Source organism: Edaphobacter modestus (assembly GCF_004217555.1).
GTDB lineage: Bacteria > Acidobacteriota > Terriglobia > Terriglobales > Acidobacteriaceae > Edaphobacter > Edaphobacter modestus.
On record NZ_SHKW01000007.1, the window covers coordinates 299,392 to 313,502 of the forward strand.

The 14,111-nt window shown below is 52.5% G+C and carries 12 protein-coding genes and 1 pseudogene; 7 read left to right on the forward strand and 6 right to left on the reverse strand.

Translation table 11 applies throughout. The features are described from left to right. Positions 1-1,819 precede the first annotated feature (1,819 nt). From BDD14_RS30390 to BDD14_RS34950, 6 genes are all read left to right on the forward strand, one after another. A complete protein-coding gene (locus tag BDD14_RS30390; RefSeq protein WP_130425176.1) occupies positions 1,820-3,361 on the forward strand; it encodes a replication initiator protein A in 1,542 nt (513 codons plus the stop codon). Between the two features lie 221 nt (positions 3,362-3,582). Continuing rightward, positions 3,583-3,903, forward strand: a complete 321-nt coding sequence (locus BDD14_RS30395) for a hypothetical protein (protein ID WP_130425178.1) — start codon at positions 3,583-3,585, stop codon at positions 3,901-3,903. Continuing rightward, positions 3,900-4,241: a hypothetical protein gene (locus BDD14_RS30400; RefSeq protein ID WP_130425180.1), complete on the forward strand. Its 342-nt coding sequence runs from the start codon at positions 3,900-3,902 to the stop codon at positions 4,239-4,241. Before BDD14_RS30395 ends, BDD14_RS30400 begins: the two co-directional genes overlap by 4 nt. Positions 4,242-4,422: 181 nt before the next feature. Beyond that, a complete protein-coding gene (locus BDD14_RS30405; RefSeq protein WP_130425182.1) occupies positions 4,423-5,022 on the forward strand; it encodes a hypothetical protein in 600 nt (199 codons plus the stop codon). Between the two features lie 96 nt (positions 5,023-5,118). Beyond that, complete coding sequence (locus BDD14_RS30410) at positions 5,119-5,820, forward strand: hypothetical protein (RefSeq protein ID WP_130425184.1); 702 nt, start codon at positions 5,119-5,121, stop codon at positions 5,818-5,820. A gap of 975 nt (positions 5,821-6,795) precedes the next feature. Continuing rightward, a complete protein-coding gene (locus tag BDD14_RS34950; RefSeq protein WP_423201827.1) occupies positions 6,796-7,038 on the forward strand; it encodes a methyltransferase domain-containing protein in 243 nt (80 codons plus the stop codon). 128 nt (positions 7,039-7,166) lie between these two features. Here BDD14_RS34950 and BDD14_RS30415 read toward each other — a convergent pair whose 3' ends face one another. The 6 genes and pseudogenes from BDD14_RS30415 to BDD14_RS30440 all read right to left on the reverse strand — a co-directional run bounded on the left by BDD14_RS30415 (position 7,167) and on the right by BDD14_RS30440 (position 12,492). Beyond that, positions 7,167-9,260, reverse strand: a complete 2,094-nt coding sequence (locus tag BDD14_RS30415) for a tetratricopeptide repeat protein (RefSeq protein ID WP_130425186.1) — start codon at positions 9,258-9,260, stop codon at positions 7,167-7,169. A 521-nt stretch (positions 9,261-9,781) separates the two neighbouring features. Next, positions 9,782-10,474, reverse strand: coding sequence for an IS6 family transposase (locus BDD14_RS30420; protein ID WP_242617619.1), 693 nt, complete (start codon positions 10,472-10,474; stop codon positions 9,782-9,784). 221 nt (positions 10,475-10,695) lie between these two features. After that, positions 10,696-10,902, reverse strand: a pseudogene (locus BDD14_RS34955) (IS110 family transposase); the annotation flags it as partial. 175 nt (positions 10,903-11,077) lie between these two features. Further along, positions 11,078-11,455, reverse strand: coding sequence for an HU family DNA-binding protein (locus BDD14_RS30430; protein WP_130424114.1), 378 nt, complete (start codon positions 11,453-11,455; stop codon positions 11,078-11,080). Positions 11,456-11,913: 458 nt separating this feature from the next. After that, positions 11,914-12,162, reverse strand: coding sequence for a hypothetical protein (locus BDD14_RS30435; protein ID WP_130425188.1), 249 nt, complete (start codon positions 12,160-12,162; stop codon positions 11,914-11,916). A 15-nt stretch (positions 12,163-12,177) separates the two neighbouring features. Then, the gene (locus tag BDD14_RS30440) at positions 12,178-12,492 is read right to left on the reverse strand and encodes a hypothetical protein (protein WP_130425190.1); all 315 of its coding nucleotides are present in this window, start codon (positions 12,490-12,492) and stop codon (positions 12,178-12,180) included. A gap of 998 nt (positions 12,493-13,490) precedes the next feature. Between BDD14_RS30440 and BDD14_RS30445 the strand changes: the two genes are divergently transcribed. Next, a complete protein-coding gene (locus tag BDD14_RS30445) occupies positions 13,491-14,093 on the forward strand; it encodes a YqgE/AlgH family protein (RefSeq protein ID WP_165420439.1) in 603 nt (200 codons plus the stop codon). Positions 14,094-14,111 lie beyond the last annotated feature (18 nt).

Sequence of the window (14,111 nt, forward strand, 5' to 3'; positions counted from 1 at the left end):
GTTCCCGTGCAGACGTTCAACGTACGCGTAGTGGATTCAACACGGTGTTACGTCTTCACGTGGCCACGTACACACGGCTGTACCAACTCACGAGATCGAACCTGCCGAGCCGCATTCCGCTCTCCGAGCAAAAGGTGCCTGGCAGAGGTGGCGAAAGCAGCTTAAGTGGTCGTATACGTTGATTAATCTCTATGGCTACTAGAGGTCCGTTTATGTTGGACGATATTTCCTCAAGCGGGAATTCCAGCTCACTTCGGTACTGCATACCTTCACCGATACCGAATCCGATATCGAAGAGTTGGCTGGAAATCGAACGTGGGCAGTTTTTTTCATAGGCTTGCGTTACGCGGCAGAAGGGAACTCGTGGACCACCTACCTTGGGTCAAGGTTGCCTTAATCTTAGCGCCGTGACTCCCAAATTCATACGTGAGGACGTTTTGGCGTATATACGTGTGTACGTTGATACGTGCAGCAACAAGAGTCTGTAGCCGATCCCTGCATGTTTACCCGGTAACGGTGGGTTACGCCGACAAACACACATAAACGTATCCGCGTTTCACGTGCTCACCTCTACCACGGCGATATGCTGTCGCGTCGCTACGTCTTCAAGGTTGTCGCGTACCTACGTCTTCACGTTGTTACGTGTTTACGTCTTCAGTCTCCAAAATATGCCCGTCGAGGCGATGCATGATGCATATAGCCTGTACGTGGATACGTGCCCCCGTGCAGACCTTTCAACGTATACGTAGTGGATTCAACACGGATGTTACGTATTCACGTGGCCAAGTACACACGACGGCACCAACTCACGAGGTCGAACCTGCCGAGTCGAATTCGCTCTGCCGAGGAAGAGGTGCCTGGTGAGAGGTGGGCGAAAGCAGATTAAGTGGACTTATACGTTGATTTAGCCTCTATGGCTACTAAAGATCCCGTTTATGTTGGACGATATTGCATCAAGCGGAATTTCCATCCAACTTCGGTATTGCATACCTTCACCGATACCGGAATCCGATACCGAAGTTGGTTGGAAATCGAACGTAGCCGTTTATTTTTCATAGGCTTGCGTTGCGTGACAGAAGGGAACTCCTTTAGGTCAAGAACTACCGAAGTTGGCTGGAAGAGAACCTGTAACTGCCATCGGATCAACACTTAAGCCCATACTTCCAACCAACTTCGGTATGACGGTGTTCTGTCATAATTGGCGCTAATACCGAAGTCGGCTGGAAACCATTCATCTATGTACCTAGTTTATCTGGACTTAGCGTGATTAGCCTCTAAACTATTTGAACCAAACCCGAAGCCAGTTGGAAGAATTCACGTACATCCGGATCCAGGATGCCGGGATAAATGCGCGAAAGTCTTCAATGACGGTACCGAAGTGAGGTGGAAATGTTGCCTTTGGATAAACCTCTAAGCTTGGAAGTGCCTGTTTCAGGCCTGAAGGCGGTATTTCCCGAAGCTGGGTGGAAGAAAAGCCCGAAGTCAGTTGGAAATAGCCCCGAAGCTGGTGGAAGAAAAGCCCGAAGTCGGTTGGAAATGGTCCCGAAGCTGGGTGGAAGAAAAGCCCGAAGTTAGTTGGAAATAGTCCGAAGCTGGGTGGAAAATAGTCCGAAGTAGACTGGAAATGCCTTGCCGAAGCCTGTCGGAAGCACCTCCGAAGTCAGATGGAAATAATACCGAAGCTGGATGGAAAGAAGTGCGTTGTATGTCTCCTATTATCATATGGTTGCAAAAAACCAATGTACTTATCTGTCTTCACAGTTTTTGTTTTCTATAGCATTCTAATCAACAGCAACATAGCTCCGGCGAGGACTAGTGGATGAGCCGTCGTTTCAATAAACCCGCTAAAAGTCAGACCATGGCCCTACTGCCACTACCTGTTGATGTTGACTTGGTAAGATTCGAAACAAATCTTCTCCAAATAGGTTTTTTCAGCGCCCAAGACACACGGAAAAAAAAGCGCGACACTCTCAGGCGTCTTGAGCAGACTATTACACGTGATGGTCAACGCATTCGTGTCACAGCCGAATTTAGATCCTCGGAAATGCTTGGACTTCCATCGACCGCAGATCGCGATAAATTTCTAGCTTTGATGAAGATCGTGAGCGAGCAACGAGCCAGACAGGGCACGATACAAAATCCTATTCGCTTCAGTGGATACAGATTACTCCGAGAACTTGGGCATTCCGACGCCGGCCAGAATTACGATGAGATTTCCAATTGGGGACGGAGGATGGCCGACACGACTATTACGTCCGAACGCGTGGTCTATTTTTCAGCCAGAAAACGCTACTCGGATAAGACAATCCACGTCTTCCGTTCCTTCCAGCGTATAGGTGAAAGCAATCTTGACAACACTGACAGAACGGAAGCCTATGAAGTCGAATTGGAGGATTGGCTACTCGAGAATCTGAATCATGGCTATGTCGTGCCAGAAGACTTCAGCGCGTACAAGATGTTGACGCGGCCCACAGCTAAGGGAATTTTCGGAAACCTTCACATGTGGTTTCATGCTAGCCAAGGTAGACAAGTAGAGAAGGACTATACCGAACTTTGTAACTACTTAAACGTCAAAGCCTATCCACATGCTTCGAAGATCCGGGAGACGATGGGACCGTCTCTTGATGAACTCGTTAAGGTTCGCTATCTCTCGAGCTGGGAACTTGAGCGCATGACCACTAAGCCGGGCTTTAAATTCGTCCTTCTGCCAGGTGAAGAACTTCTGCGTGTAATAGCAATTTCGCACCGCAAGCAGCTACCCGACAAAAGCGGTAATCCCCTCGAGCTTTCCAAGGCTCAGCAGACTGCCATCGACGCATTGTTGGAGCACGGAGTTCTTCCTGCCAAAGCGAAGGTGCTGGTAACGCAACAAGACCCAGAACTGATCATCGATCAGATTGAGTACGCAAGCTCTCAGGTTGTACCCGACTCGAGGGGGCGAAAGAAAATAGGGAATCCTGCAGGGTTCATCATTTACAACATCGAGCAAAGAGTGCCTGTTCCTTCAAGCTTCATGACCTCCAGGAAAAGCCGTGAACTGGCCGTGCGCCAAGAGGAGCAAAGAGAGAAGGAAAACAAGGAGATCCAAAAAGAGTTCCGATATGTGGAATGGACGGAGAATCTCGTTAATGCTGAGATCAACGCTCGCTATCAGGGTGAAGATCTCACGAAGAAACTACGCGAGATCATCTCTCAGCGCCAACGGTCCGACTCCCAATTCAAGACCCTCAGCGGTCGCTATTCTAAAACACAGTTGGAGAGTCTTGCTATGGGACTTCTGCGTAAGGACGTGAAGAACGAGATGTCCCTGCCGAACTATGAAGAGTGGTACGAACGGACTAAGCAGGGTGAGTTGTTCTGACCTGCACTCTATCAACATAGTCGGTGAGGGGACGTAAATAGACTGCGGTGAGCGCATAACAGATGAGAGCTCGCACCGGCGAAGCACGAAGACGAAGTTTCGCTCTGAGCCTGGGCCCTGCCTCTCCGCGCGCAGCCTACTATTGACTCTCCGCTGTCCTGATCCCGCTTTTCATGCTCTAATGTGGCCACAATCGTCGACGGCCGATTTGGAGCCATCCAATGCAAGTTGCCAACGCCCCGCCTGCCAATGCCACCGCGCACGCACCACCGCCCAGTGGTGGCTTTCTCTCTCACTACGAGGGCGAGCTGTCGCTTATCATCATTGCCCTCGGCGTCGTGGTTATCCTGGCCCTCTCGCTCGTCCTCTGGAAGAAAGAGACCTCGGCCGACGATGCCATTCGGGCCTATGCACTAGTGCTCATCATCATCGGGACCATCGTGCTGATCTGCGCTGGATACAGCAATGATCAAATCGCGCCCGCGATGGGCCTCTTCGGTACGGTCGCCGGTTACCTGCTTGGAAGGAAAGGAAGCCAATGACGCGCAACAGTCGTACCCGATACATGCTCGGAATTTTGCTCGCGGCAGCAAGCATAAGTACCGTGTGCACGCCGCAGCAACCGCCCAAGACTGTCTCCATCATCCGAAACGACGCAACCTCAAAAGTCACAGTGGAATTTCACAACGGTGACGAATGGGAACAGATTCCAATCGACGCCCAGAAGGATACCCCGATAGCGGGAGATCGCATTCGAGTTGCAACAACTCGTGACGACAAGGCCATCATGACCGTCGATCTGCCAATCGAAGGCGGCAAGAAGTACCGGCTCTTTTGGAACGACAAGACAAGCATGTGGGACTTCAGGAGCGCCAGCTAACCTTGCTTGCTAAGGTGAGCCACCTCAGCTCGACGAGCGCCAGTAGCATAGAGAGTCATCAACAGGATGCGGCGAAGGGCATCCCGGTCGCGTCGATAAGGCGAGTAATCTCTTCCTGGCCCAACACCGAATTGCGCCAGGTTTGGATATTCTTAGGGGCAGGCGTTACGCAAATACGACCATGGGCCTTCACCCAGCCAATATCCATGCCAGTCCGGAGCAGCAACGCGCACGGGAACTGTTCCTCAAGCAGGAAGGCCTCCGCATCGATGCGTACGCAGGAGCGGGCAAGACTACGACTCTCCGTCTGCTCGCGTCGAGTACGAACGGGCGCGGACTCTATCTGGCATTCAATCGAAGCATCGCGGAGAATGTCCGGGGAAAGTTCCCCACACAGGTAGCTTGCGCGACTAGTCATTCCCTTGCTTTCCGCGCCGTAGCCCGGAGCTTCGGATATCCGGAGTGGAAGCTAACAGGGACTCTCACTCCAAACACAGTGGTGGAAGCGTTCCGAATGCCGGAGAACTTGATCTTCCATTCGGGACTGACGCTTTCGAAGTGGTCGTATTGCGCCGTACTGCTCAACGCGGTGAAGCGCTTCCTGCTGAGTAATGACGAACATCCGCAGCAGGCGCATATTCCACGCTACGGGTGTCTTGAAGCACTCGATGCCGGGGGCTTCGCTCAGTTCGCCAGCCAGGCAATCTCACACGTGCAGGCTCTATGGATGCCATGCGCCACAAGAACGCCGGTCTTCCGCTTGGTCACGATGGCTACCTGAAGCTTTGGGCACTCTCTCAACCGAAAGCGGGGTCGATTACATCCTCGTCGACGAAGCACAGGACCTGAATCCTGTTCTGCTCGGCGTCCTAAGCGGATGGACTGTCCTGTCGTGTATGTCGGAGACCCCTATCAACAGATCTATGAATGGCGGGGAGCGGTGAACGCAATGGCTCATGTGTCAACACCTCACCATGTTCTCCTTTCCCAGTCGTACCGGTTCGGCCCCGCAATTGCCAGCGCTGCAACTGCAATTCTTCGTTCACTCGGAGCGAAGCATCCGGTACGAGGATTGGAAGCGATCCAGTCCCATCTTGCCCTGGTCCATCCTCAGGTCATTCTGTCCCGCACCAACGCCGGCGTCATCGGGAATGTTCTAAAATGCCTTTCCTGCAGGATCCCCTGTCATGTTCTTGGCGGAACCAGTGGTCTGGAGATGTTGTTGACCGATGTCCGTCGGGTCAAGCAGGGACAAGCGGGACAATCGCCTGAATTGCTGGGCTTCGCTACCTGGAAGGACGTTATGTCATTCAGCACCCGCACGGAGGGGGAGTACCTCCGCGGTCTGGTCAACCTCGTCCAGGAGTATGGGGAAGAAACGATGCTCAGGGCGATCGCGGGTTGTGTTCCCAACGAGGGGGATGCCCGGATCATCTGCTCAACGACACATAAAGCGAAAGGCAGAGAGTGGGGTACATCGAAATCGATCCCGATTTCCTCTCCACGCGTCCACCATCGACACGTTCCGAGCACCAGGAATCCATCGCGGCGGAGCTGCGACTCCTCTATGTTGCCGTGACGCAAAAAGTATGCAGTCGACCTACCGCAAAGCCTACTCAGGCGTTTCGGACTGAACCGAACGACGAGTGAGGTCGTCGGCGCTCCATCTGTAGCCGAGGCCATCGTCGACAAAGGTCCCACCTCGGAAGATCCACGCCTGTCCGGTGTAGTGTCTCCTTATCATTCGCCTGCTAAGGAGAGTCGAGAGAGATGACATCGCTGCGCCGGATCTTCGGCTGAACGTGCCAAGCAGCTGCATAGGTGCAGACATTTTGAACAGTGTATCCGGTTGGGTCGACGTACCGGAGCCGATTATTGAGCGTGTAGGCGTAGACGGCCCACGGTCTTTGCGAACACGAACTGTGGAGGAATCATTCTCAAATACCTCCACAGTTTGTCAGTTTCCAACTTGCAGAGAGACAACATTTGACGTTGCAGGAGGAATGTTTGTTTCTGGTGGGAATATCTTGGTAACTTGCAGCTTATATGTACCGATCTTAGAGAGATTGAAGTACTCAAAGAGGTCAATGGTATCGTCAATCGACGCTCCGGGTGGAAGAGCATCGACACGTTCGCTATATTTCATGATCGGAACATTCAGATTATTCTTGTATGAGACTTGAGAACGCTCGACTGAGCCTTGTTGATTTGCGCTTGTGACAATGAAAAGCTGTAGTCAGCGAAAGGCTCACCATTCCGCCGGACCACCTCAATATCACTCGTAGAGATATTTTTAAGAGTTATTTTGACCTCGCATTTACCTCCCACTTTACAATTTGACGGTTGCTGGAACGACTGTCACGCCAGCGAACGATTTATTGGTTTGCCCTAGAACAATCTTGCTTCCTAGAACAAACATCAGAATCGTAATCGACGAAGTGAGCGCATGAGAGAATACCTTTTCTAGTGACATGAGACACCATGACCAGTAGAAGTTAACACGTAATCGCTCCAGATCGGGAGACCGTAGCTTCGTACAAATACATGTGGAGCAATGCTGCTGATAGCTAACGCCCATATTCCATTTGAATCCTTCAGTGCATCACCTGACCATCCCCAATCGCTGAATTGGTGGTATGCCAGCCCTCGGAATGGTCACGTATCACTCTATACGACACCATCCCTCGCGCATCTCTTCAAACATCATGGCATGAAAGTCGCTTCTTTCTCCGAGAGACTCCATATCGCATATGCGCAGGTCCCTACATTTGCCAGCCACTTGAAACTTCCGCATTGACCCCAGTCGCGTCACCTGCGCCGGTCACGTTTTTGATCGTCTGCCGAGTCTAGAGCTCGTCAGACGATCAGCCAAAAGGCATCATCAAGTAGGCCGCAAGCGATCCTCTCTATAATCACCGGGATGGCCTAAGCCATACATTCGCACTGAACGACGGATTGATTTACTCGCGAATCCCGAAACATCGCCAACTCCGAAGCGACACGCTCCATCAGTTCCTCCCAGCCCCCCGAAGAGGATCGGCGGAATAGCCGAGCCGATGAGTACCAAGGCGTGGTCTCCGCATTGAGGCCCCATCTCCAATCAGGGATATGAGAATTTAGGATCCACACTGACTTTCCCATGGCTCCCGCAAGGTGCGCCATCGCAGTATCGACAGTGATCACCAGATCCAGACTTGCGACGATGGCCGCTGTATCGGCAAAGTCCTTGACGGCAGAACACGGCTCAGGCAGATGAAATGGCCAATCGCTCGTTTGCAGAGATGCAGGCCCCTTTTGTAGAGATACAAAGCATACGGCATCCACTTTAGTCAGGGGCAGGAAGTGGGTGAGAGACATTGAACGTAGCGCATCATTCTGGTGTTCTGGATTCCCTGCCCAGACTAGCCCCACCCTCAAGCAACCTTCACTTGCATCGGGTATCGATGGCTCACGCTCCGCCGCTCTCGATAAATCGGGCAGGGAAGGAGGAATGGTCTCAATCGTTGTTCCAAAGACAAGCGGCAGACTCATCAACGGGCAATGGCAATGAAACTCCGGCAGCGGATCGTCCTTCGAAATGCATTCTGCAATGCCTGGCAGGTGCCGCAAAAGACGCTGCAGACCAGATTGGACCTCGAGGACGACTCGACCCCCACGCTGCGCGACCAGCGGCACATACCGAACAAACTGGAGCGTGTCCCCAAATCCTTGCTCAGCGTGGAGAAGAATTGTCTTACCCTCAAGCTGCTCACCTTGCCATTGAGGCTCTACAAATCCCCTCCTCGGCGACGTAAATTTATTCCACTGCCATCGCCACTCATACTCGCGCCAGCCGCGGACGTAGTCGCCATGCAGCAGAAGCGCCGCGCACAAGTTGCAGTGTGCTTCCACAGAAGCCGGTTCTTGTTCGACAAATTGTTCCAGATAGACAATGCCTTCCTGAGAACCCTGAAGAGCGAGCACAGAAGCTAAGTTCTTCAGTACATCCGTATATCCTGGCTCGAAGCTAAGCGCCTTGCGATAAGCATCTGACGCAGCCTCCAGTTCCCCCAGGCTCTGTCTCGAGCTACCAAGACTATGAAACGCCTTGGCATAATCCGGTCTAAGTTCAATGGCTTTATCGAACCTTTCGATCGCTTTGCGATGCTCCTCTTGTTTCGCCAACACACGACCGAGATTGAAGTGTGCTTCAGCATGGGAAGGATTGAGTTCAATAGCCCGAAGGAAAGATTCAATGGCTGTGTTGGGCTGTTCCGATTCCAAATATGCTATTCCTAGGTTGCTGTATACATCTGCCTGCGGTTCCACCAGAGTGATGGACCGCCTGTAGCTATCAACCGCAGCTGCATAGGCCCTTTCGCCAAGGTAGACATTACCGAGGTTATAAAACGCATCAGGAGAGTTGGGATCAAGTTGAATGGAGCGAATATAGCTGGCCTTTGAGAGATCGCTTTGGCCCAACATAAATTGAGCGTTTCCCAACGCGTAGTGTGCAGGAGCATGGTTCGGTGAGGAACGGACCGCTGTCTTTATGTGCTTGACGCCAAGCTTGAAGTCCCCCATGGCCACGGCGATATTGCCAAGAGACAATTGCGCCCGCAACATGCTCGGAGCAGAACGAAGAGCTCGCCGATAAGAGTTTCTTGCTTCTTCCAGCCTGCCTTGTTTTTCTAAAAGGATGCCGAGATTCATATAGGCATCTGCATTGTGTGGGCTGAGATCTATGGCACGACCGTAACTTTTCTCCGCCTCGTTCTCGTGACCGAGTCCTTTGAGTGCGTTCCCGAGATTATTGTGGTATTCGGTGGCGTGAGGATTGATCTCGATACTCTTTGAGATCAAATCCACGGCGAGGTTGGCCTTACCAAGCTGGTTGCACAAGACCCCCAGCAGATGCAGCGCATCAGCATGTCGCGGCTCGCTTGATAGTATCTCTCGGTAAAGAGACGCTGCCTCTGACAACTTGCCTGCCTTATGGTGATTTAAGCCGGCAGAAAGAAGCTCATGAACATTCGGCACTGATCACCTCGGCAACACGACTTCGACATCGGCAACATCTAGATGCTACTCACATTTAGCGCCTCTAGACATCACCGAAACCTTGATCAGATAGCTTCCTTTTCCCAAAACGGAACGAACCACGTGACCGAAGTGCGAATTGAGTGCCGACTTCGTAGGGAGTCCAAAACCTTATGCTAGATCGCGCCTCGCTGAACGCTATAGCCTCATGCAATGAACCGGGCTCGTGTGCCTGTGCAAAGGAAAAACAACGGGAATACGTCCTTGACACCGCCGACTTGGCTAGAGAGATTTGAGGGCTTAGCCTGCGAAGAGCGCTTCGGTGGCTGCACGCAACCAGACTGCGACCGCCTTCGCTCCTGGATCTGGATATCCTGGCAGGTAGTCTGCCAGAAGAGCGGACCAGTGAAGTACGTCTGATAGCTGCTGGAACGTTGCAGGCGGACGATATTCAACTTGGTTCTGGTGCAAACTGTTTCAGAATGAGTGACGGTATGGTTAGGGAAGAATTATTTGCAGGGTTATGCAGCAAGAACAGCAGCCCAAATGTCAGGAGCGGCTACGGGTCTGCCCGGCAAGGTCCCGATCTTGAATTGCTGTTTCCGAATTTTCTCTGCAAGTTCGATGCCGCTTATCGTTGTTGTCGCTGTGTCGAATCGCTTGAACCCGAGCATCGGTCGAATCCGCTGTTTGATGCGGCGATGATCCTGCTCCACAACATTGTTCAGGTACTTGCTGGACCGTACTCTTATGCGCCGTGTTATTGTTCCGGCTGATTGCAATTCCGTGATGGCTCGATGCGAAGCCGCGTACGCATCGAGTGTAATGACCCGCGGTGAGCCGTGCTTCTTCATTGCCTTGCTGAAGAAGCGCTTCGCTGCCGCAACATCCCGCCGTGCGCTCAACAGAAAGTCCACCGTTAGACCCAGCTTGTCTACCGCTCGATACAGATAGGTCCACCGGCCCTTCACCTTAATATAGGTCTCATCGCAACGCCATGACCTGCCCACTGGCCGAGAGTACTGACTCCAGCGCTTCTCAAACTCAGGAACAAAGCGTTGTACCCAGCGCAGAATCGTCGTGTGCGTCACCTCAATTCCTCGCTCCGCCATCATTTGTACCAAGTCGCGAGAACTCAGTTTGTATGTGAGATACCAGCGCACACAAAGCACAATAATGTCCCGGTCAAAATGTCGTCCCTTGAACAAATCCAATGCTCTCATCCTGAACCATTATCACCGTCCATTCCAACCATCTCAGAGTTTGCACCAGAACCTTCGGGAGCAGGTTTCGAGTACGCCGTTGGGAACTGTTCGGTCGTCTTAGCTATCCAGTGCAGACCTTGGTGGGAATTCTAAATAGTCGCCGCCGTAGTGCCGTAAAGTGGAAGCGCGATTCTGCGCTTCCAAGCCGAAGGCGTCTTTTCCGCGCCTGTTCAGGAGGGCATCAAGGCTGTCGGTGGACGGTACTCTTCGCCGCTCGATAGTACCGCCCAGGCGACGCGAGCCAGCTTATTGGCCGCGGCTGTGATCACTACCTTCACCGGGGACCGGCGCTCAAGAGCATCGAGCCATGGACCGAACGGCGATCGTTCTCGCTTTACGCGGAGCACTGCGGATCGGGCACCGTGCACAAGCAGCTTGCAGTTGCTGTAAACGATAATCTAGGACGGTGAGGCAGGTACGTGATGTTCAAAAACTCCTCCCAGTTCGTAAGTGTAGCGTGACAGCTACAGATAGTAAGAGATCATCAAATGCCCGGCTTAAAGTGTACGGTCCCCCGCTTGAGCGGAGGACCGTGTCCAGCTGGTAACAAAATTACTTCACAGGAGCGATAGCGTCCTTCGCTGCCTTGGCGACGCGAAACTTCACCGCGGTTTTTGCTTTGATCTTGATCGACTCGCCGGTCTGAGGGTTGCGGCCGATTCGAGCCGCACGCTGAGCCTTGACCAGTTTTCCTAGTCCGGGAATGGTGAACTCGCCATTCTTCTTGGTTTCTTGAAGCGCTGTCGCGGCCAGGAGATCAAAGATAGCCGCAGACTGCTTCGTCGTCCACTCCAATTTTTCTGCGACAAAGCGTACGAGCTCTGCCTTCGTCATCTTCTTTGCCGCCGTTGTCTTCTTCGCAGGAACTGCAGCGGTCTTCTTCGCTACTGGTGTAGCAGTCTTCTTTACTGGAGCCTTCTTCGTTGCCATGTAACCCTCATTTCAATGTTTAGTGATTAGGAGTGTTTCGTCGTTTACTTCTTTGTTGAAATTCTCTTCGCCGGAATAGCTGGGACTTCTTTCGGAGGTGACAGGTGAGCCAAGACTGACGCACCGAGTTCACGCGTCTCTTCGGTAGTGAGCATGCTGGGAGATTTGGCTGCTTTCGCGGCGAGCTTCTTGATCTTGGGAGAGGTAATTGCTGCAGGAGCTTTAGGCATTGCACCATTCTACGTGGTCTAGCCGCCCGTCCTGGAGTCGCGAGCTTCGAAAATAGTAGCTCTGTTGCATTAACTTTTCGAGCCACAAGCTGTAGGGGGTGAAGGTAGCGCTTGCCCGCTACAGCTTGAATGCCGAGAAACTAATTTTGAGTTAATGCAACAGAGCCTTTAATCCCGGATCATCCCTTGAATGTAGCTCACGCCGGGAACGAACCGTTCCAGCCAACGTCACTTTTTTCGCAGGAAGGGGCCCCCGTCCCCGAAGCGAACCCGGAAGCCGTCCTTCAAATCGAGAAGCTCCTGGGAATGAGGAGTCTTCTTCGGGTCCGTCAATTCGTACTTAAAATCGGGGATCTCAACTTCGGCAACGTTCTGTCCCTCGGCCGCGACAAGCCGCGGCGGGTTTGCTTCGCCGCTTGGGGGCATGCCGATCGATGTGATGTTGCCCTCACCGTCGTGCATTGCGAATATCTTCATGGCATTCTCCCGCGATTAATCTGGGTGCTGGCCGGTCGACTCGGCGAACCAGATGATGTAGTGGCAGCTTACCGTCCCGATGTTTCGAACAATTACTTCCACGCGAAACGTGTAGTCATCGTAGGAGCGCACAATGGTTCGGGAAAAGACTCTTTCAATCTCAACCGTCTTGGTAAAGGGGAAATCGTAATATGACCCCAGGTAAGCAAATACGTTGAACCACCTCACCTTGCCCCAAGCCTGGCCATCCTGCACCCAATGATGTGCCTGACCGGGAGCAAGGTCGTATCCGATTGTCCAAACTCCTCTGTTAATACCTTCGACAGCCACCAAGCCTCCTTTGCCTTCAGATCCTTTGGTTTGCTCGATTTCAGCTTGGATCTCGGGCGCTGACGGAATCAAATCGCAAGCGAGATTTCCTTTTTGCCTTCGAAAACGGGAGAATCATACGCCCAAATCGCCTGCTCCGGCGTTGTTGAGGCGATTTTCATCCAGAAGTATCCCCAACGGTCTGCGATCCGCGCCAGCACCGCGCAAAATTGCCTAGGTGGGAACTACGAGGGGGGTGGAACACTGAGGCTGTCTTTCAGGAATTCGCCCTGTCTACGAGGGGTCCGGTCAGAATTCGGACTTTAAAGCACGTTTAGGACGCCACATGCCAAGACAATGATCAACAGACAAAGGCGACAGTGCCGTAAGCGGATATGGTTTGGAGCAGCCCGATAAGTGATTTGTTTTCAATTCCTGCTGCGGCTTAGCGTGCTCTGCTGTCCGTATTCTGGGCTCTGTTGCATTAACTCAAAATTAGTTTCTCGGCATTCAAGCTGTAGCGGGCAAGCGCTACCTTCACCCCCTACAGCTTGTGGCTCGAAAAGTTAATGCAACAGAGCCCCTTAATCCTGAGCAGCTTGCGGTTCGGTACTATTATGACGATCTATAGTATTGAAAGCTTCCGCGAATGGCCGTCGACGCGCTCGAAGAGGGCTATGACGGCCCTGCATTGAGGTCCTGACGTGCCAGAAGGTTCGAGGTCCGGAGTGATCGGAAAGCGGAGAGAACAGAAATCTCGGGTCGGACCTCCAGAAAAAATCGGATAATCTCCTCTGGGAAGGGATACCGATCATGTTGCTGCGCAAAGGGTTGCTGTTCGCAATCGTTGCCGTGGCGGAGCCCGGAAGGGTCAACGTTACAAGGCGGAATTTGATGTGCCGAAGCCGAATACGTTGTTGCGCGCTCCTGCGCCTGCCACTCCGGCATTGTCTTGGTACGGCAGCTGGCCGGCAAACAAGCCAAGTCGATGGCTCAAGGCATTCCGCAGGAAAGGCGAATTGCTGCCGGCGTCACTTCTTCCGATTCAATTCAAGAACCCCAAAGATTTAGGTACTGGAAAGGTGCTCGTCGCGAGCCGCGGCCTCGGCGACCCGCGTTTCGTTGGAACAGTAATCCTGCTAGTTCACTACGATGGTAATGGCGTAGTCGGACTATTTCTCAACCGGCGCACCGATGTGCCGCTTTCTCAAGTTCTTGATCTCAAGGCCGCGAAAGACCGCTCCGACCCGGTCTATATCGGGGGTCCTATGAAACCTTCGGCTGCATTTGCACTTTTTCAGTCCTCGGCCAAGATTGAAAAAGCTGAGAACATCTTCGGTGGTGTTTATTTGATCTCCGACAAAGGCCTCTTCGAAAAAACAATTTCGGCCCGGCCTGACCCTAACGTTTTTCACGTTTACCTGGGATATGCCGGATGGACGCAAGATCAATTGCGGACCGAGGTGCAATTGGGCGCGTGGTTCGTTTTTCCGGCAGACACCGCCACAATATTCAATTCCGATCCGGATGCTTTGTGGTTGCAGATGATTCGGAAGACAGAGTTGCGATTGGCGAAGACTGAGCCCTTCGTAGAAATCTCCCAGCCAGTAGAATTGTTTTGATAAATCCCGAGTCATTCA

Coding starts and splice junctions, on each gene's coding strand:
- BDD14_RS30430 (WP_130424114.1), bottom strand. CDS start 11,455: ATGGCAACGAAGAAGGCTCCAGTAAAGAAGACTGCTACACCAGTAGCG.
- BDD14_RS30400 (WP_130425180.1), top strand. CDS start 3,900: ATGACGCGCAACAGTCGTACCCGATACATGCTCGGAATTTTGCTCGCG.
- BDD14_RS30435 (WP_130425188.1), bottom strand. CDS start 12,162: ATGAAGATATTCGCAATGCACGACGGTGAGGGCAACATCACATCGATC.
- BDD14_RS34950 (WP_423201827.1), top strand. CDS start 6,796: ATGCTGCTGATAGCTAACGCCCATATTCCATTTGAATCCTTCAGTGCA.
- BDD14_RS30410 (WP_130425184.1), top strand. CDS start 5,119: ATGGACTGTCCTGTCGTGTATGTCGGAGACCCCTATCAACAGATCTAT.
- BDD14_RS30405 (WP_130425182.1), top strand. CDS start 4,423: ATGGGCCTTCACCCAGCCAATATCCATGCCAGTCCGGAGCAGCAACGC.
- BDD14_RS30395 (WP_130425178.1), top strand. CDS start 3,583: ATGCAAGTTGCCAACGCCCCGCCTGCCAATGCCACCGCGCACGCACCA.
- BDD14_RS30390 (WP_130425176.1), top strand. CDS start 1,820: ATGAGCCGTCGTTTCAATAAACCCGCTAAAAGTCAGACCATGGCCCTA.